The organism is Sporosarcina sp. FSL K6-3508, from assembly GCF_038615825.1.
GTDB lineage: Bacteria > Bacillota > Bacilli > Bacillales_A > Planococcaceae > Sporosarcina > Sporosarcina newyorkensis.
Genome location: NZ_CP152016.1, coordinates 1,274,192 through 1,293,706 on the forward strand (window position 1 = coordinate 1,274,192; position 19,515 = coordinate 1,293,706).

General features: G+C 42.2%; 17 protein-coding genes. All 17 read left to right on the forward strand.

Going from position 1 to position 19,515, the window contains the following annotated elements:
• The 17 genes from rbfA to MKX97_RS06005 all read left to right on the forward strand — a co-directional run bounded on the left by rbfA (position 1) and on the right by MKX97_RS06005 (position 19,514).
• The gene (gene rbfA / locus MKX97_RS05925; protein ID WP_009497353.1) at positions 1 to 351 is read left to right on the forward strand and encodes a 30S ribosome-binding factor RbfA; all 351 of its coding nucleotides are present in this window, start codon (positions 1 to 3) and stop codon (positions 349 to 351) included.
• Positions 352 to 449: 98 nt separating this feature from the next.
• Positions 450 to 1,361 (forward strand): tRNA pseudouridine(55) synthase TruB, encoded by a 912-nt coding sequence (gene truB / locus MKX97_RS05930; RefSeq protein WP_342537174.1) that lies wholly within the window; start codon positions 450 to 452, stop codon positions 1,359 to 1,361.
• A gap of 12 nt (positions 1,362 to 1,373) precedes the next feature.
• Positions 1,374 to 2,312 (forward strand): riboflavin biosynthesis protein RibF, encoded by a 939-nt coding sequence (gene ribF, locus MKX97_RS05935; protein WP_078817732.1) that lies wholly within the window; start codon positions 1,374 to 1,376, stop codon positions 2,310 to 2,312.
• A 133-nt stretch (positions 2,313 to 2,445) separates the two neighbouring features.
• Entirely contained in the window at positions 2,446 to 2,715 is a 270-nt protein-coding gene (rpsO, locus tag MKX97_RS05940; protein ID WP_009497350.1) for a 30S ribosomal protein S15, read from the forward strand.
• A 143-nt stretch (positions 2,716 to 2,858) separates the two neighbouring features.
• A complete protein-coding gene (gene pnp / locus MKX97_RS05945) occupies positions 2,859 to 4,982 on the forward strand; it encodes a polyribonucleotide nucleotidyltransferase (RefSeq protein WP_009497349.1) in 2,124 nt (707 codons plus the stop codon).
• A gap of 77 nt (positions 4,983 to 5,059) precedes the next feature.
• The gene (locus MKX97_RS05950) at positions 5,060 to 6,316 is read left to right on the forward strand and encodes a pitrilysin family protein (RefSeq protein ID WP_342537175.1); all 1,257 of its coding nucleotides are present in this window, start codon (positions 5,060 to 5,062) and stop codon (positions 6,314 to 6,316) included.
• 63 nt (positions 6,317 to 6,379) lie between these two features.
• Positions 6,380 to 6,658, forward strand: coding sequence for a YlmC/YmxH family sporulation protein (locus tag MKX97_RS05955; RefSeq protein ID WP_040758235.1), 279 nt, complete (start codon positions 6,380 to 6,382; stop codon positions 6,656 to 6,658).
• Entirely contained in the window at positions 6,651 to 7,457 is an 807-nt protein-coding gene (locus MKX97_RS05960; protein WP_340758567.1) for a dipicolinate synthase subunit A, read from the forward strand. The genes MKX97_RS05955 and MKX97_RS05960 overlap by 8 nt, the downstream gene beginning before the upstream one ends.
• A complete protein-coding gene (locus MKX97_RS05965) occupies positions 7,430 to 8,020 on the forward strand; it encodes a dipicolinate synthase subunit B (protein WP_009497345.1) in 591 nt (196 codons plus the stop codon). The genes MKX97_RS05960 and MKX97_RS05965 overlap by 28 nt, the downstream gene beginning before the upstream one ends.
• A 118-nt stretch (positions 8,021 to 8,138) precedes the next feature.
• On the forward strand, positions 8,139 to 9,164 hold the full coding sequence (locus tag MKX97_RS05970; RefSeq protein WP_342537176.1) for an aspartate-semialdehyde dehydrogenase: 1,026 nt from the start codon (positions 8,139 to 8,141) through the stop codon (positions 9,162 to 9,164).
• Between the two features lie 42 nt (positions 9,165 to 9,206).
• Positions 9,207 to 10,100, forward strand: coding sequence for a 4-hydroxy-tetrahydrodipicolinate synthase (dapA, locus tag MKX97_RS05975; protein ID WP_245799494.1), 894 nt, complete (start codon positions 9,207 to 9,209; stop codon positions 10,098 to 10,100).
• Positions 10,101 to 10,489: 389 nt separating this feature from the next.
• Complete coding sequence (locus tag MKX97_RS05980; protein ID WP_040758229.1) at positions 10,490 to 12,157, forward strand: ribonuclease J; 1,668 nt, start codon at positions 10,490 to 10,492, stop codon at positions 12,155 to 12,157.
• Between the two features lie 109 nt (positions 12,158 to 12,266).
• Positions 12,267 to 14,615 (forward strand): DNA translocase FtsK, encoded by a 2,349-nt coding sequence (locus MKX97_RS05985; RefSeq protein WP_342537177.1) that lies wholly within the window; start codon positions 12,267 to 12,269, stop codon positions 14,613 to 14,615.
• A gap of 133 nt (positions 14,616 to 14,748) precedes the next feature.
• The gene (locus tag MKX97_RS05990) at positions 14,749 to 15,474 is read left to right on the forward strand and encodes a GntR family transcriptional regulator (RefSeq protein WP_009497337.1); all 726 of its coding nucleotides are present in this window, start codon (positions 14,749 to 14,751) and stop codon (positions 15,472 to 15,474) included.
• Positions 15,475 to 15,528: 54 nt separating this feature from the next.
• Positions 15,529 to 16,617 carry a BMP family protein gene (locus tag MKX97_RS05995; RefSeq protein WP_009497335.1) on the forward strand — a complete coding sequence of 363 codons (1,089 nt, stop codon included), beginning with the start codon at positions 15,529 to 15,531 and terminating at the stop codon, positions 16,615 to 16,617.
• A 292-nt stretch (positions 16,618 to 16,909) separates the two neighbouring features.
• Positions 16,910 to 18,478, forward strand: coding sequence for an ABC transporter ATP-binding protein (locus MKX97_RS06000; RefSeq protein WP_342537178.1), 1,569 nt, complete (start codon positions 16,910 to 16,912; stop codon positions 18,476 to 18,478).
• Positions 18,468 to 19,514, forward strand: coding sequence for an ABC transporter permease (locus tag MKX97_RS06005; RefSeq protein ID WP_342537179.1), 1,047 nt, complete (start codon positions 18,468 to 18,470; stop codon positions 19,512 to 19,514). Before MKX97_RS06000 ends, MKX97_RS06005 begins: the two co-directional genes overlap by 11 nt.
• The last annotated feature ends 1 nt before the right edge of the window (position 19,515 follow it).

Sequence of the window (19,515 nt, forward strand, 5' to 3'; positions counted from 1 at the left end):
ATGTCAGTGCGTGCAAATCGAATAGCCGAACAAATGAAGAAAGAACTGGGCGATATCATCGGCCAAAAATTAAAAGATCCGCGGATCGGATTTGTTACTGTTACCGGTATAGATGTAACAGGAGACCTACAGCAGGCGAAAGTATTTATCTCTGTTCTAGGTACAGCTAAGGAACGCGAAGACACGTTAATTGGCCTCTCAAAAGCAAAAGGGTTTATCCGTACGGAAATCGGTCAGCGAATTCGTTTACGTAAAACACCAGAAATCGAATTTGAGATGGATGAATCGGTTGCGTATGGTAATCATATTGAGAGCTTAATCCGTCAAGTAAATGATGAGAACGAGCAGTAAAAATGAGGAGGAAGTTCATTGTCGCTTTGGCGTAATGACTTCCTCTCTTCTTACATATATCACTAATTTTGAATGGACTTATAGAAAAGAGGAGTAAGATGAACGGCATTCTTCCTTTATGGAAAGAGAAGGGGATGACCTCCCATGACTGTGTCTTTAAATTGCGAAAGATTTTACGCACAAAAAAAGTTGGTCATACAGGAACGCTGGATCCTGAAGTAGAAGGAGTTCTTCCGATCTGTATTGGCAAGGCTACGAAAGTCGCTTCATATGTGACCGATGCAGGAAAAGAATATATCGCGAAAGTGTCGATCGGTCGCTCCACTGAGACGGAAGACGCCCAAGGCGATACAGTAACTAGTGACGACACATATAAAGAATTTAGCAGATCACAGATCCTGGAGGCGCTGGAAAAGCTGACAGGAGAAATTATTCAAATCCCACCCATGTATTCTGCAGTTAAAGTAAATGGGAAGCGATTGTATGAATATGCGAGGAAAGGCCAGGAAGTTGAAAGACCAGCTCGTAAAGTACTGATCGAGCAAATTGAGCTCTTAAATGAAGGAGAAACTTTTTGTGGTGAAGAAGTTACTTTTTCTATTCGAGTACGTTGTGGGAAAGGTACATATATTCGAACTCTGGCAGTTCAAATTGGCGAGCAACTCGGTTTCCCTGCACATATGGAATCATTGGTTCGTACTGTGTCCGGTAACTTTCAACAAGCACAGTGTAAAACATTATCCGAAGTGGCTGAGTTGATGGAAGAAGGCAATATTGATTCAATCTTACGTCCAATTGAAGAGGTCTTGACCGATTTCCCTAGAGTGGAGATTGCTCCGGATTTATTGGAGAAGATCCAAAATGGACAAGTACTGCCGGCAGATCCATTGCTGATAACCTATCCGTCAATTAGTATGACGCATGAAGGCCGTGTGTTGGCTATCTATCAAAACCATCCAACGAAGCCAGGGTTGATGAAACCTGAAAAAATGCTACTGCCTAATGAGTAAGGAGAGATAGAAATGGAAATCTACAGATTACGATATCCTGATCAACTGAACATCCAATTGCATCATGCCTATTCCATGGCTATTGGGTTTTTTGATGGCGTACATAAAGGGCATCAGGAAGTTATCGATTCCGCAAAGAAAAAGGCGGATGAGTTAGGAATACAAACAGCTGTCATGACATTTGATCCTCATCCGTCACAACTTTTTTCCGGTAGAAATGTAGGCTACATTACGCCGTTAGAGGAAAAGGTTCGGCTCCTGGAAGCGCTTCAAGTCGATACTCTTTTCATCGTTAGTTTTGATTGGGATTTAGCCAGCTTATCCCCACAGCAGTTTATCGATATTTTTGTTAAAGGATTAGGTGTCAAGCACGTGACCGCTGGATTTGACTTTACTTTTGGTATGAAAGGTTCCGGTACGATGAAAGAGATGCATGACCTTTCTGAAGGTTTGTACGGTACGACGACGATTCAAAAAGTCACATATGATCATGATGGCAAAGTATCCTCCACTAAAGTGCGTCAACTGCTGTCAGAAGGTGATGTCGAGGAAGCTGCGCTGTTACTCGGACGACCTTTCCGTACGTTTGGTGAAGTTGTACATGGAGAGAAACGCGGTCGTCAGTTAGGTTTTCCGACCGCCAATATTCAAACAGATGAGGAGAATATCGTGCCTGCCAACGGTGTCTACGCAGTATATTGTTTGGTAGACGGGAAGTGGCATCCAGGCGTTTGCAATCTGGGTGTCAAACCGACTTTTCATAACCCGGAACACCGCGTGGCCACAGCAGAAGTTCATCTCCTAAATGCGAACATGGATCTCTACGGTAAGCAGGTGGCGATTGAATGGCTGCATCGGATTCGGGCAGAGCGGAAATTTGAGTCGCTTGAGGCGTTAAAAGAACAAATCGGCAAAGACAAACAAACCGCCATGGACTTGTTAAATGGCTAGAGTTGAATGTTGCAACTGACAGAATGGCGTGATATGATAAAGTAGTGTTAATGACACAAACCGCTTCTTGGCAATGCGAATCACCAACGATTGCTCGGGAGATGGGGATACTTTTAATTAGGAGGTGAAAAGGATGGCTATTACACAAGAGCGAAAAGCTGAATTGATCAACGAATTCAAGACTCATGAAAATGATACTGGATCTGCTGATGTTCAGATTGCTATCCTTACTGAAGAGATCAATAACTTGAACAACCACTTGCGTACGCACAAGAAAGACCACCACTCACGTCGCGGTCTTTACAAAATGGTTGGTACACGTCGTCGTCTTTTGAGATATTTACGTGAAACTAACGTTCAACGTTACCGTGATCTTATTGCAAAACTTGGCTTACGCCGTTAATAAGACTAAAAAGCGGGCATTGCCCGCTTTTTTCTATGGAATTAAGATGAAAACTTTCGCATAAATGTATCTGGTTTGATACACTACTACTAATTACATACAACTATGATGTACCAAGTTTCACATTAGAGAGGAGTTCTACAATGTCAGAACAGAAAAATGTTTATACACTCGATTGGGCAGGACGTCCGCTGACAATCGAAGCAGGACAACTTGCAAAGCAAGCAAACGGCGCTGTATTGGTTCGTTACGGCGACACAACAGTATTATCCACAGTAACCGCTTCTAAGAAACCAAAACCTCTGGATTTTTTCCCACTTACAGTCAACTATGAAGAACGTTTATATGCAGTCGGTAAAATTCCTGGTGGATTCATCAAGCGTGAAGGCCGACCGTCAGAAAAAGCGGTATTGACAAGCCGGTTAATTGACCGTCCGATTCGCCCGTTATTTCCAGATGGCTTCCGTAATGATGTACAAGTAATTTCACTTGTTATGTCAGTTGATCAAAACTGTTCATCTGAAATTGCTGCTATGATCGGCTCTTCTTTAGCACTGTCTATTTCAGATATTCCGTTTGATGGACCAATCGCAGGTGTGCAAGTTGGACGCATTGATGGAGAGTTTATCGTCAATCCAACACCTGAGCAACTGGAAACATCAGAGATCGATTTAGTCGTAGCCGGTACTAAAGATGCCATTAACATGGTAGAAGCAGGAGCGAAAGAAGTTTCTGAAGAGATCATGCTTGAAGCGATCATGTTCGGTCATGATGAAATCAAGAAATTGATTGCGTTCCAAGAAAAAATTGCTCAAGAAATTGGCAAGGAAAAGTTTGAAATTGAACTATTCGAACTAGACCCAGAAATCAGTGCAGAAGTGAAAAACTTCTGTGAAAACGACTTGATTTCAGCGATTCAAACTGAAGAAAAGCACGCTCGTGAAGAAGCAATCAATGAAGTAAAGACTGCTGTGCTTGATCGTTATATCGCGAATGAAGCTGATGAAGATACGATGAAACAAGTGAAGGCTGTTTTGGAGCAAATGGTGAAAGATGAAGTTCGTCGATTGATTACGGTGGATAAGGTGCGTCCAGACGGCCGTGCGTTGGATGAAATTCGTCCATTGTCATCAGAAACAGGTCTGTTGCAACGTGCTCACGGTTCATCCCTGTTTACACGTGGACAAACACAAGTGTTGAGTGTCTGTACATTGGGTGCGCTCGGCGAAGTTCAAATCATTGATGGATTAGGCTTAGACGAATCTAAGCGCTTCATGCATCATTATAATTTCCCGAACTTCAGTGTCGGTGAAACAGGACCGATCCGAGGACCGGGACGCCGTGAAATCGGACATGGGGCATTGGGTGAACGTGCATTGCTGCCAGTCCTTCCGAATGAAGATGAATTCCCGTACACAATGCGCCTTGTAGCGGAAGTATTAGAATCAAACGGTTCTTCTTCACAAGCATCGATCTGTGCGTCTACAATGGCTATGATGGATGCTGGTGTTCCAATCAAGTCTCCTGTAGCAGGTATTGCAATGGGATTGATCAAAAAAGAAGAAGATTACTCTATTCTAACGGATATTCAAGGAATGGAAGACCATTTAGGCGATATGGACTTTAAAGTAGCTGGTACCGAAAAAGGAATCACAGCCCTTCAAATGGATATCAAAATTGACGGACTTTCTCGTCAAATTCTTGAAGAGTCACTCGCACAAGCCAAAATTGGCCGTATTAAAATCCTTGAACATATGATGACTACAATTTCTACAACACGTGAGGAACTGTCTGAATACGCTCCGAAAATTGTTGTAATTCATATTAATCCAGATAAGATCCGTGATGTCATTGGACCTGGAGGAAAAGTTATCAATAAAATCATTGAGGAAACTCAAGTTAAAATTGATACAGAACAAGATGGTACGATTTACATCGCATCACCGAATTCTGAAATGAATGCGAAAGCTAAGAAGATGATCGAAGACATCGTTCGAGAAGCGAAAGCTGGTGAATACTACTTAGCAAAAGTGAAACGCATTGAAAAGTTTGGTGCGTTCTTGGAAATCTTCCCTGGCAAAGATGGATTGCTTCATATTTCTGAAATTCAAGAAGGCCGCACAAAAGCGGTTGAAGATGAATTGAAACTTGGTGACGAACTATTTGTCAAGGTCATTGAAATTGATAAGCAGGGTCGAGTGAACCTTTCCAGAAAAGTAGTGATCCAAGAAGAAAAAGAAGCACAAGAAAAAGCAAACAAAGAGTAATGTAAAAGCGAACGAGCCTCTTCCTGCACAAGTTGCGGCGAAGGAGGCTTTTTGTACTTTTAGAAGGAGTGAAGTCGATGATTCAAAAATATATTTGTTCAAATGGTGTACGGATCGTTCATGAAAAGATGCCCTATGTAAAGTCAGTAGCTGTAGGATTATGGGTGCATGCAGGATCTGCAGATGAAACAGCAGAACAAGAGGGAATTGCTCATTTTATTGAGCATATGTTGTTTAAGGGAACAGAAAGCCGAAATGCCAGGATGATTGCTGAACAATTCGATCAAATTGGCGGAGATCTTAATGCGTTTACATCGAAAGAAATGACGTGTTACTACACAACAGTTTTAAGTCATCACGCGTCATACGCGTTGACGATTTTATCGGATATGTTTTTCCACTCAGTATTTGATGAAGAAGAAATGGAGAAAGAAAAATCCGTTATTCTAGATGAAATCTCTTCAGTAGAAGATATGCCGGATGAAGACGTCGATGAAAGACTTTGGGCTGCGATGTTCCCAGATGATTCAATCGGTAAACCAGTAGGTGGACGAAGCGAGACGATCAAGCGTTTCACCAAGGAAATGGTAGACGAATTTATGGCGCAAAATTATGGGCCCGATAAGTTGGTCATCTCCATCGCGGGTAATTATGATGTTCGGCTTATTAAGCTAATCGAAGCGCATTTTGGTACGTATCAGAGTAAAAATTCAACAATTGGACCAAATGAAATGTATTTGCCAAATTTTGCAGCAAAACAGACGATCAAAACAAAAGATATTGAACAAGCCCATATTGCCTTTGGTTACCCATCTCTTCCAGCAACGCATGACCGAATTTATGAATTAAGTTTGTTCGACAGTATACTTGGCGGGACAATGTCTTCAAGACTATTCCAAGAAGTACGGGAAAATCGGGGATTGGCCTACTCTGTCTATACGTATTACTCCGCATATGAGAATGCAGGCGGCTTTGTCATATATTGCGGAACCTCCCCTGAGAATTTTCAAGAGACGTATCAAACGATCGAACAGGTCATCGCGGAACTATTGCATGATGGCTTGACGGATAAAGAATTGCGCAATGCAAAAGAACAGCTAAAAGGCAGTTTTGTTCTAGGACTGGAAAACTCAGAGTCCCGCATGTACCGAAATGGCCGCAATGAATTAGTACTGGGTATGCATCAAACAATTGAAGAAGTTGTGGAGCGTATTGATTTAGTGGAGAAAAGAAGTGTTTATCGTCTTGGCCAGCAAGTTTTGGCGAGTGCTCGCTCCACATCAATTGTTGCCCCTGAAAAAAACATTCTCCAATTTAAAAACCTGCTCAATTAAGTAGTCGACTTCTCTCTTTCTATACATATGATGATAGAAGATCATAAGAGAGGGTGGATTGTTATGTTGTTATCAGAGCTGGCACAAAAAGAGCTGATTCAAGTGGAGGAAGGTATGCGCTATGGATTTCTTGCGGATACCGATCTCCTTTTCAATCACAAAACGGGTGAGATCATTGGATTTGAAATCCGGAAAAAGCTTGGAAAAAATCTGTTCCGTCAAAAAGATCATGACATTGTCGAATATATTCCATGGCATGAAATTGTGCTCGTAGGAGAGGATCGAATTTTATTCGGCAAAACACATGAACTGGACAGGAAGGATGTGTCTGAAGATGACTAAATGGCTTGTAGTGGGGAAGGATCAGCGGCTGAAGATGGCCAATGATATATTGCTTGAACAAAATTATAGCAGCCGATATGTTGCTGCGGATGCATTCAATGAAGAACTGAAACAGGTGTTGACTGAATGGCAGCCAGATCAAATCATACTTCCGTTATTACCGATGAAAGACCCCATTCCTCCTGAATTACTTGGACCATCAATGAAAGTATTTACTGGCCAGGCTTCACAAGAGTGGCTGAATCAGTTGGATGAAAAAAAAGTACAACACGCAAATTATTTGCACTATGAACCGTTTATTTGGCAAAATGCCCGATTGACAGCGGAGGCTTTTGTCCAAGTGTTTTATGAACAAACGAAGCGGCAAATTGCAGGGAAGCATTTTTATGTAGCTGGCTTTGGCAGAGTAGGAAAGGCTGTGGCACAAGTCTTACGAAACTTACAAGCTACCGTAACCATTGCCGCCAGATCTGATGAACAGCTGGCGGAAGCGGCCATTGCGGGTTATGAACCTTTACGATTAACAGAACGTACAGTATTCTCGAACGGTTACTTAGTAAACACCATACCCTCACAATGGCTTGACCCCGAAAAAAGCGGTGAAACACGTATTTTTGACCTTGCTTCTGCTCCAGGCTGCCTAAAGCCCTCTTATTCTTCTGAATACTATACGATACACCTCAAATTGCCCGGAATTCATTTTCCAGTGGACGCAGCAGCAGCTCTGGTTGAGGCGATTTTGAGAATGGACATAGAAGAAAGGGGAGTTACATGCTTGAAGGAAAACGAATCGGATTAGGAATTACGGCTTCACATTGCACTTATGACCAATTGCTTCCGATGATTAGCTCTCTGCAAAAAGAGGGAGCGACAGTAGTACCGATAATTACGCATTCCGTACTCCATGCAGCCACGCGTTTTGGTACTGGAGAAGAATGGATTAAGCGAATTGAAGAGGCGACAGGTGAAAAAGTTGTGTCTAGTATTGTTGAAGCTGAGCCATTCGGCCCAACAAATCCGCTAGACTGCATGGTTATTTCACCGCTTACTGGTAATTCCATGAGCAGATTTGCAAATGCATCTACAGATTCACCTGTATTGATGGCAGCAAAAGCTACACTGCGCAATGAAAAACCAGTTGTGCTTGGCGTATCAACAAATGACGCCTTAGGGTTGAATGGCATGAATTTAATGAAGTTATTAAATATGAAAAATGTTTATTTTATACCATTCGGACAGGATGACTGTATAAAAAAACCGAACTCATTAATCGCTGATTTCTCTTTACTGCCAGAAACGACAGCGTCCGCTATACAAGGCAAACAATTGCAACCTTTATTAATCCTTCATAAAGATGCATAAAAATAGATTTTTAAATATCGCAAAATATGTTATAATTCGTTCAATAACAATTAACGAGTTCGGAGCAATCTAGATGGCTCCAAATAATTACTTGTTAATCATTGAAAGGAAGAGAGAAATGAAGAATGTAAATGTTGCAATTGTCGGAGCCACCGGGGCGGTAGGAACAAAAATACTTGAAAAATTGGTGGAAAGAAACTTCCCAGCCAAATCCATCAAGTTACTTGCATCTAAACGTTCTGCAGGCAACGAAATCAAAGCTGGCGGCAACACGTACATTGTACAGGAAACAACACCTGAAGCTTTTGAAGGTATCGACATTGCATTCTTTAGTGCGGGTGGAAGTATCTCTGAAATGTTTGCCCATGAAGCAGTGAAAAGAGGCGCGGTCGTTATTGACAACACAAGTGCCTTCCGTATGGATAAAAACACACCGCTTGTCGTACCAGAAGTAAATCCAAAAGAATTAACAAAGCATTCCGGAATAATTGCCAACCCAAACTGCTCTACAATTCAAATGGTGGCGGCGTTGAAACCAATAAAGGATCAATACGGCTTGAATCGAATAATCGTATCAACCTACCAAGCAGTTTCTGGTGCAGGCGTGGAAGCGATTGATGAGTTGTCTGAACAAAGCAAGCAATTCTCTGACCGTAGTGAAATCCAAGCGGAAGTATTGCCTTCTGCTTCTGCAAAACGTCATTATCCCATCGCATTTAATGCAATCCCACAAATCGATTCGTTTGATGAATCTGGATATACTCTTGAAGAATTAAAAATGATCAATGAAACAAAGAAAATATTTAATGATTATGAAATGTCGGTAGCGGCGACTTGTGTGAGACTGCCTGTCGTATCCGGTCATTCAGAATCTGTATATATTGAAATCGATCAGGACAATATCACGACAAGCGAAATCCAAGCTCTCTTGGAAAAGGCTCCTGGAATCGTTCTACAAGATGATCCGACTGCACAGCTCTATCCTATGCCGCTATACGCAGAGGGCAGGGACGAAGTGTTTGTCGGGAGAATTCGCAAAGATTTAAATCATCCAAAGGGCTTCCACTTGTGGGTTGTGTCGGATAACTTGTTAAAAGGCGCTGCATTGAACTCTGTGCAGATTGCCGAAGAATTGATCAACTGATTTGTCGTGTGTTATGAATGAATAAGAAAAGGGATGATCAACGTGGAACTAGGAAATATAGGTACAGCAATGGTTACTCCTTTTTCTCCAGATGGTACCATCAATTATGAAAACACCGGAAAATTACTTGAACATCTAATCGCAAATGGGACAGATTCTATAATTGTCAGTGGTACGACAGGCGAATCGCCCACACTCACAGTTACGGAGAAAAGAGAATTATTGGATTTTGTCGTGAAAGTTGTGAATAAACGGGTACCTGTAATTGCAGGAACAGGTACAAACAATACAGCGGAATCGATTGAATTGACGAAGGCTGCTGAGTTATCTGGTGCTGATGGCATCATGCTGGTGACTCCTTATTATAATAAACCGGATCAAAAAGGTATGTATGCGCATTTTTCAGCTATAGCAAAAGAAACATTTTTACCTATTTTACTCTACAATATTCCGAGCAGATCGATCGTCAATCTGTTGCCGGAAACGGTCATTGCGTTATCAGAAATTGCTAACATTAAGGCCATTAAAGAAGCGAGTGGAAGTCTTGAACAAATGGCTGCGATCATTGAAGGAACAGATGATGATTTCCAAGTGTACAGCGGGGACGACAGTATGACGCTGCCACTTCTCGCGATCGGCGGAAGAGGAATTGTCTCTGTTTCGGCTCATGTAGTAGGAAATGAAATGCAAAAGATGATCAAAGCATTTCAAAACGGACAGACGAAAGAAGCTGCAAAGCTACACCGTGCTCTATTGCCTGTATTCAGCGCCTTGTTTTCTTCACCGAATCCAATCCCTGTTAAATATGCACTTGAAAGGTTGGGTATCCCAATAGGCGGCGTACGTTTACCACTCATAGCAATGGACGCAAGTCAATCTGAGCTGATCGATTTGGCACTTGAAAATTTCAGTAAAACACAATCTGTTGCGGAATAAAGTAAAGCCGGATGATGAATCCGGCTTTTTTTGTTTGTACTAGAAGCCCACTATCTCGTATAATGGATTTTAGTCGTTGTGGACGGGAATATATTATAAGATGAGTTAAAGTTTTCATATCAATACTAGACAGCTCGCTAAGAGCAAAAGAAAACTTAGTTGATTGGAATGGAACGCGGTAAAATACAAAGAAGTGCTCAAAATGCTTCGCTTATGCCAGTAATAGTGGCTCTCTGCTACAACTTATTCTCATTGATTAGCGTTAGAGAACCGTACAGGGAGCGAAGTAAATGAGGAGTGGTCCGCCTTCAACGGATATCAACGGAGCATATCTGTACGTTGTATGTAGATTTTATCTCATTATTTATAGATCATTAGGAGGAAACAATGTGACCAAAATACAAAATGAATTAATTAGAGTAATCCCGCTGGGCGGGGTAGGAGAAGTTGGTAAATCCATGTACGTCGTTGAAATTGACGACGAACTATTTATAATGGATTCAGGGCTGATGTTCCCTGAAAACGAAATGCTCGGTATCGACATCGTTATTCCGGATATGACCTACTTAGAAGAAAATAAAGATCGAGTTAAAGGAATCTTCTTGACTCACGGTCATGAAGATGCGATTGGTTCCATTGCGTACTTGTTACAAAAAGTACAAGCGCCTGTCTATGGAACAAAATTAACGTTAGCTCTCGCAAAAGAGCATTTGAAAAAGATGCCGGCACCTTCAAATGTGCGATTCTTTGAAGTGACCAATCGAAGCCGAATGAATTTCAAGCGTACACATGTAACATTCTTTTATACGACGCACAGCATTCCCGACTCATTAGGGATCGTCTTCCACACGAGTGAAGGAGCAATTGTCAATACGGGTGAATTTAAGTTCGATCAGGCAGCAAAGGGCAAATACCGTCCTGATATTGCGAAGATGGCGACGCTAGGTGAAGAAGGTGTCTTCATTTTAATGTCGGATTCGACGGAAGCAGAACGTCCTGGTTATACGACATCTGAATCTGTTATCGAAAAAAGACTATCCAAAACGTTCCATGAAGCGGAAGGGCGAATTTTGGTGGCATTATATGCATCGAATTTCATCCGGATTCAACAAGTTCTGGACCAAGCTGCTGCAAAGGATAAAAAGGTCGCTGTCATCGGCAAGAGCTTGGAAAGTTATTTTGAAGTGGGCTTGCGTCTAGGATATTTGCAAGTAAAAGAAGACATCGTCGTTCCTGTAAAAGATTTGGATCGTTATGACGACCAAGATATCGTGCTCATCATAACAGGTAACCAGGGCGAGCCTCTTGAAGCGTTGGAGAAAATCGTCCGTAAGCATCACAAAGAAATTAATATTAAAGAGACAGATACAGTATTGATCACATTTACTCCGTCACCTGTCATGGAAATTTCCATGTACCAGATGATGAATGAATTGGCGAAAGCAGGCGCAACAGTTTTAACTTCAACTAGAAATGTTCATGTTTCGGGTCATGGATCGCAGGAAGACTTGAAGATGATGCTAAATTTGATGCGTCCTAAATACTTTATTCCGATTCAAGGAGAATACCGTATGCTCATTGCGCATTCAAAATTAGCGCAAGAGGTAGGTTTGCCGAAAAACCGAATCTTTATCGCGGACAAAGGCGATATTGTCGAATTTAAAAACGATAAACTGCGAATGAGCGGAAGAGTGCAGGCGGGCAATGTCCTTATCGATGGCATCGGTGTAGGCGACGTAGGGAATATCGTGTTGCGAGATCGTAAACTGTTATCTCAAGATGGAATTTTCACTGTCGTCGTGACGTTGAACAGAAAACAAAAACGTATCGCTGCAGGACCTGAAGTCGTTTCGCGGGGCTTTGTCTATGTCCGTGAGTCGGAAGAGTTGTTTGAAGAAGCGACGAAATTAATTCGCAAGATTGTGGAGAAATACGTTAGTAAGGAAACATTCGAATGGACAAACATTAAACAAGAGATTCGTGAGACGTTAAGTTCTTATTTATATCAACAAACGAAAAGACGTCCAATGATTATTCCAATCATTATGGAATACTGATCGATTGTTTCCGGATTTTTTGAGTACGCTCGAAAAGCTTCCTTAAAAATCTACAGGATTTCCATGCCGCACAGGCTGGAAATCTTTTTTTCAGAAAGGGGGTAAGCTTATGGCGAAAAAGAAAGGGAAGAAAAAGACCACAGTCAAGAAAAAACAGCAGCAAAAGCAGCAAAGTTCAACGCAGCCGCTCTGGTTCGAAATTCTGGGTGTGGTATTGATTGGCATCGCCATCATCATGATATTTGAATATGGCGTTATCGGCAGAGGATTAGCAGCATTTGCCCGATTTTTATTAGGTAATTGGCATGCCGCCCTGCCATTCTTAATCATCATGCAGGCACTAATATTTATGATAAAAAGGCAAGTGGGGGGATATAAACATCGAATCGTGTTAGGCTGTTTGTTCATTTTAAGCAGCATGCTGTTATTCAGTCATATCCACCTTTTTCAAACGCTCTATGAAAGTAAGGTACTGATGTCCAATTCGGCCTTGAAAGAGACGTGGAAAGTCCTGGTGACAAGCGGTGGAATCTTCAATCAATCAGGAACGCTTGGTGGCGGTATGATCGGAGCTGTACTATTTGCGATGTTCCATTCGTTAGTGGACTCTGCAGGTGCGACAGTGGCGGGAATTCTTTTATTGCTGATCGGGATAATTCTGTTAACAGGAAAAGCACTGATTCCTTACTTAGTCGAGCAAACTCCTTTATTGATGGAGAAAATGAAAGAAAAGTGGACAGCACGAGAGAAAAAAGTCGTTCCGTCACCCGAAGAAAACAGAAAAGAATTGTCACGAAGAAACCGTAAGCAAAAGCCCAAAGCCGAAACTGTGGAACTTGCTGACGAAATGATACACAGTGAAGAGCCGGACGAACAACCAATCATTTCAACCTTCACTTCGAAAATCGAACAGGCACCTGTACCAGAGAGAGTGGAAACAAAAGCGGCGGACGCAAAAGCTTCAGCATCAGCAGCGAATGAACAACCGGAAGGAACTGCTGATTATCCGGTGATGGGCGGAGAACAGGAAAATGAATCATATATTCTTCCGTCCACCAGTCTGCTTGAACCTCCCGTTGCGAGTGATCAGTCAGGTGACTATGACCTGATTCAAGCAAATGCTAAAAAGTTAGAAAAGACCTTTCTCAGTTTTGGTGTGAAAGCACGTGTGACACAAGTCCATTTAGGTCCCGCTGTGACAAAATATGAAATTTTGCCGGACTCCGGTGTGAAAGTAAGCCGTATTGTCAGTTTAGCTGATGATATTGCATTAGCTTTAGCGGCTAATGGAATTCGTATTGAAGCACCGATCCCCGGAAAATCAGCCGTAGGGATTGAAGTGCCGAATAATGCGGTCGCAATGGTCAGTTTGCGGGAAGTGTTGGAATCTAAAGAAAACAATCGTGCTCAGTCCAAATTACTTGTCGGTCTAGGCCGGGATGTAACCGGACAAGCGATGATGACGGAACTGAATAAAATGCCACACGTACTTATTGCCGGTGCGACAGGAAGCGGGAAAAGTGTCTGCGTCAATGGAATCATCATGAGCATTATCATGCGTGCAAAACCGCATGAAGTGAAAATGATGATGATTGACCCGAAAATGGTGGAGCTCAATGTCTTTAATGGCATCCCTCATTTATTGGCACCGGTTGTCACGGATCCTCGGAAAGCAGCACAGGCATTGCAGAGGGTGGTCTCTGAGATGGAGAGACGATATGAGTTGTTCTCTCACACAGGTACCAGGAATATTGAAGGATACAATAACCATATTGAACAATGGAATGAAGAGCATAATGAAAAACATCCACGCATGCCGTATATCGTAGTCATTGTAGATGAGTTGGCGGACTTGATGATGGTCGCTTCCAATGAAGTGGAAGATGCCATCACACGCTTGGCGCAAATGGCTAGAGCAGCGGGTATTCATTTGATCATTGCCACGCAAAGGCCGAGTGTGGATGTTATTACAGGAATAATTAAAGCAAACATTCCTTCAAGAATTGCATTTGCCGTTTCGTCTGCAATTGATTCACGTACTATTTTGGATGGCAGCGGAGCAGAAAAGTTGTTAGGGCGAGGCGATATGTTATTTCTTCCGGCGGGTGCATCCAAACCGACCCGTGTGCAAGGCGCTTTTGTATCGGACGAAGAAGTCGAAGCAGTTGTGGACTTCATTATCGAACAGCAAAAAGCGCAATATCAAGAAGAAATGATCCCTACGGAAGTGGAAATTGTTCCACCGCATGAAGAAACAGATGATTTATATGATGAAGCGGTCCAGATGGTTGTAGAGATGCAAACAGCTTCTGTTTCAATGATCCAGCGCCGTTTCCGGGTAGGCTATGCGCGTGCTGCTCGTATAGTGGATCAAATGGAAGCGCGAGGAGTAGTAGGACCGCCTGAAGGCAGTAAGCCAAGACAAGTCATGATTGGAAAATCAGATCTAGAATCTTGACGTAAAATTGTTGAAATCGACTGAAATATAGAATTTTATTCGTAAGCTTAACTAGATATTTCCTTCTTCTTAAGAAGATGATATAGTTAGGACAGAACGTAATCAGATGTCTGACGTCTGGGGAGGTGGCTAAATGTTCGTGAAGAAAGATCCGCGACATTTATATGTTCAGGTCATCGAGCGATTAAAAAAAGATATAGAATCTGGGCTATTTCAGGAACATGAACGGCTTCCCTCAGAAGCGAAATTATCAGAGTTACTGGGGGTTAGCCGTGCGACACTGCGCGAAGCGCTAAGGGTACTGGAAGAAGAGAAAGTGATCTTCAGAAAGCATGGAGTCGGCACATTCGTCACTTCACAGCCTATGGTGTTGTCAGGAATTGAGCAGCTTTCAAGTATAACGACGATGATCCACAATGCGAATATGGAGCCTGGCACCATTGTTCAAAATTTGTCTATCATCCCATTGACTGAAGAGTTAACTGAACGTTTTAAAACAAATGATAAAAAGATTGTCCAAATCAAACGAATTCGAACAGCAGATGGTGAACCTGTTGTATATTGTGTGGATCACGTGCTGCTGGAATGTTTGCCGGACGGTTTAGAAAGTCAGCTTGACGCATCATTATTCGATACAATTGAGCGGTCCGGAATGACCCGGATTGGACAGGCTGTAGCTGAAATAGAGCCGATTAGCTATCATCCGGAAGCGTTTAAAGCGCTATCTTGTGATACCTCTCAATCCCTTTTATCGCTTTCCCAAGAGCATTTCAGCGAGGAAGGGAAAATGGTTCTTTATTCTGAGAACTATTTTCGTGCAGATAAATTCAAGTTCCATGTAGTGCGAAGAAGGGTATAAGACGTATAACGTCCTGATTTCATACCAAAATTATCAAAGGGGAGGTCATTATTGATGAAGAAAAGAAAATTTGGTTTGGCCATGTCTTTGGTTTTAGCCGCAGGTACGATGTTGGCAGCATGCGGTTCAAACGATAAGGACAATAATGACGCAGGGGAGAAACCTGCAGCGGGAAATGATACCGAAAAGAGTGAATTCTCGATTGCCATGGTTACAGACGTTGGCGGGGTAGATGATAAATCGTTTAACCAGTCAGCTTGGAAAGGCGTCAAAGAATTTGGGGAAGAACAAGGTTGGGCAAAGGGAACTGGCGGATTTGATTATCTTCAGTCTACAGACCCAGCGGATTACACAACTAATTTGAACAACTTGGCTCGTCGTGACTTTAATTTAATATTTGGTGTAGGTTTCTTGATGGAGGATGCAATCGCTGACATTGCAGCACAGCAAAAGGATACTGAATTTGCTATTATCGATGGTGAAGTAGACGCTCCAAACGTCACAAGCATTCTTTTTAAGGAACAAGAGGGCGGATACCTTGCTGGAGTTGCGGCTGCATTGATGACAAAATCAGATAAAATTGGATTTATCGGCGGTATGGATATTCCAGTAATTGAGCGCTTTGAAGCTGGTTTCTTGGCTGGAGTTGCAGCAGTAAAACCAGAGATCAAAGTAGATACTAAATACACTGGGGCATTTGATAAAGCAGAACTTGGTAAAGCAGAAGCTAGCCGTATGTATTCTTCAGGCGTTGATATCATTTTCCACGCTGCCGGCGGTACAGGTAACGGTGTATTCTCTGAAGCGAAAGAACGTAAACAAGCAGATAAAGATGCATATGTTTGGGTAATTGGAGTGGACTCCGATCAGTATGACGAAGGTAAAGTTGGCGATGATAACATCACTTTAACTTCAATGCTGAAACGTGTTGATGTCGCAGTTAAAGATATTGCTCAACAATCTATGGATGGTAAATTCCCTGGTGGCGAAACGAAAGTTTACGGTCTCCATGACAACGGTGTGTCACTTGCTGATTCACGCGGTGCCATTCCACAAGATGTGCTAGATCAGATTGATGAATATGCACAAAAGATTGCTGATGGCGAAGTAGAAGTACCTGAGTTCGTAGAAAAGAAGAAATAATCTTCTGAATAAGATAGAGGCCGGTTTATTGTCCGGCCTTTATTTGATTAAAGTTTGTGAAATAAAGGCTCCTTGATTATTGTGCTGGAGCTTTTATTTTATTAATTTTATATTGAATTGAATTTGCATACAGTTTGGCGAAAAGACGACTTGTACGAATAGTAGTAGTGGTAACGCTTACAGATTCATTGTTCTGCAATCGCCTTATACGTGAAGTTAAATCTTAGGAAGAAGCTAATGAACATTCTGCTTTGTGCTCTTAAACTCTATTACTGGCAAGGAAGTGATTGGATTGGATTATGTAATTGAAATGCTGGATGTCTCGAAAAAATTCGGAAACTTCTATGCTAATGACCGCATTACACTGCAACTTGAAAAAGGTGAGATCCATGCACTCTTAGGAGAGAATGGAGCTGGTAAATCCACGTTAATGAATGTGTTGTTCGGTTTGTATCAGCCAGACGGTGGTGAAATTCGTGTAAGAGGAGAAAAAGTAGCGATTACCGATCCGAACGTGGCCAATGATCTTGGGATTGGAATGGTTCACCAGCATTTTATGCTCGTTGAAAACTTAACGGTCACAGAAAACATTATTTTGGGAAGCGAACCGACTAAATCCGGTATGCTCAATATTAAAGATTCCGCCAAAAAGGTAGCGGAGATTTCAAAGGCATATGGGCTGGATGTAGATCCTCATGCGAAAATAGAAGATATATCGGTTGGTATGCAACAACGGGTGGAGATCTTAAAAACTCTTTATCGGGGAGCGGATATTTTAATTTTTGATGAGCCGACAGCTTCACTGACTCCTCAGGAAATTGAAGAGCTTCTCAATATTATGCGCAAGCTCGTTGCGGAAGGTAAATCCATCATTATAATCACTCATAAATTGCAGGAAATCATGAGTGTCTCAAACAAAGTAACCGTCATTCGTAAAGGAAAAGGAATTGGGACTGTCATTACAGCAGAAACGAATCCGGAAGAATTGGCGACGCTGATGGTCGGTCGTCAAGTGACTTTCAAGACTGAAAAAGGACCTTCTAATCCAACGGAAGAAGTATTGAAAGTGGAGGACTTGGTTGTCAATGATTATCGCGGGGTTGCCAAGCTAAAAGGGCTCAACCTCTCCGTACGCCGAGGTGAAATTGTCGGTATTGCCGGGATTGATGGCAATGGACAGTCTGAATTAATCGAAGCTATTACAGGGTTAACGAAAGTGAAGAGTGGTAAAGTCTTTATAAATTCTGTAGATGTTACGAACAAAAAACCAAGAAAAATTACAGAAACAGGAATTGGTCATATTCCGCAGGATCGTCATAAACATGGCCTGATACTGGATTTCTCAGTCGGTTATAATGCCGCATTACAATCCTATTATCATGAGCCATTTTCAAAAAAAGGAATAATGAATTATAAAGAAGTGAATGAAAAGGCTAAAAGTCTAATTGAAGAATTTGACGTAAGAACTCAAGGCGTAGACGAATTGGCAAGAGCGTTGTCCGGTGGAAACCAGCAGAAATTGATCATTGGTCGTGAAATTTTGCGTAACCCAGACTTGCTGATCGCTGCTCTGCCTACAAGAGGCCTGGATGTCGGAGCCATTGAGTTTATTCACAGACGTCTGATTGAACAGCGTGACAGTGGTAAAGCCGTTCTTCTCATAACCTTCGAGCTTGATGAAGTAATGAATGTGTCAGATCGAATTTCTGTCATCTACGATGGAACAATTGTGGGCACTGTGACACCGCAAGAAACAAATGAACAGGCGTTAGGCTTAATGATGGCGGGCCATTCGAAAGATGCGGTATCGAAAGAACAGATAGCTGCTCGGAAAGATGGTGATGAACATCATGTCGAATAAAATGATAAATATATTGGTTCCAGTGATATCTATTATTTTAGGACTGTTAGTTGGCGCTGTTGTGATGCTCATCAGTGATTACAACCCAGTTACAGGCTATATAGCATTGTGGAATGGGATCTTCGGGGATTCTTATGTAATCGGTGAAACGATCCGTCAGATCAGTCCTTATATTCTTGCCGGATTGGCAGTCGCTTTCGCATTCCGGACAGGTCTTTTTAATATCGGAGTAGAAGGACAGTTGATTGTCGGCTGGTTTGCGGCTGCCTATGTCGGAATGGCGTTTGAACTACCTAAAATCATTCACTTACCGCTTGCGTTATTAGCGGCTGCAGTTGCAGGAGCGTTATGGGGGCTGATCCCGGGTATTTTAAAAGCAACTTTGAAAGTGCATGAAGTTATTGTGACGATCATGATGAACTATATAGCGCTGCATGTAGTCAATGCATTGATAAAAACCATTTCCGGCGGCGGGTTCAAAACGGAAAGGATCCATGAAACAGCATCACTGCGATCTGAATTTTTGTCCAACCTGACCGATTACTCTACATTGCATTATGGAATTTTTGTGGCCTTAGCGATGGTTGTCGTCATGTGGTTTATTTTAGAGAAGACAAAGTCTGGATATGAATTGAAGTCAGTTGGGTTTAACGAAAATGCCTCTCAATACGCGGGGATGAATGTTAACAAAAACATCATTTTAGCGATGGTTATTTCAGGTGCATTTGCCGGTTTAGGTGGTGCGATGGAAGCACTTGGAACATTCGGTAACATGTCCTCTATGGGTGGCTTTACGGGCATCGGTTTTGACGGAATTGCCGTAGCGCTTTTAGGTGCGAATACGCCGCTTGGAGTTATTTTCGGAGCTACATTGTTTGGTTCATTGAAATACGGAGCAAACAACATGCCGAATGCTGCAGGGATTCCAGTAGAAATTGTTTCGATCATCATAGCACTAGTTATTTTCTTTGTTGCCTGCGGGTATATTATCCGTATCGGATTAATTCGTTTACGTAATAAGAAGGAGGCGAAGTAAG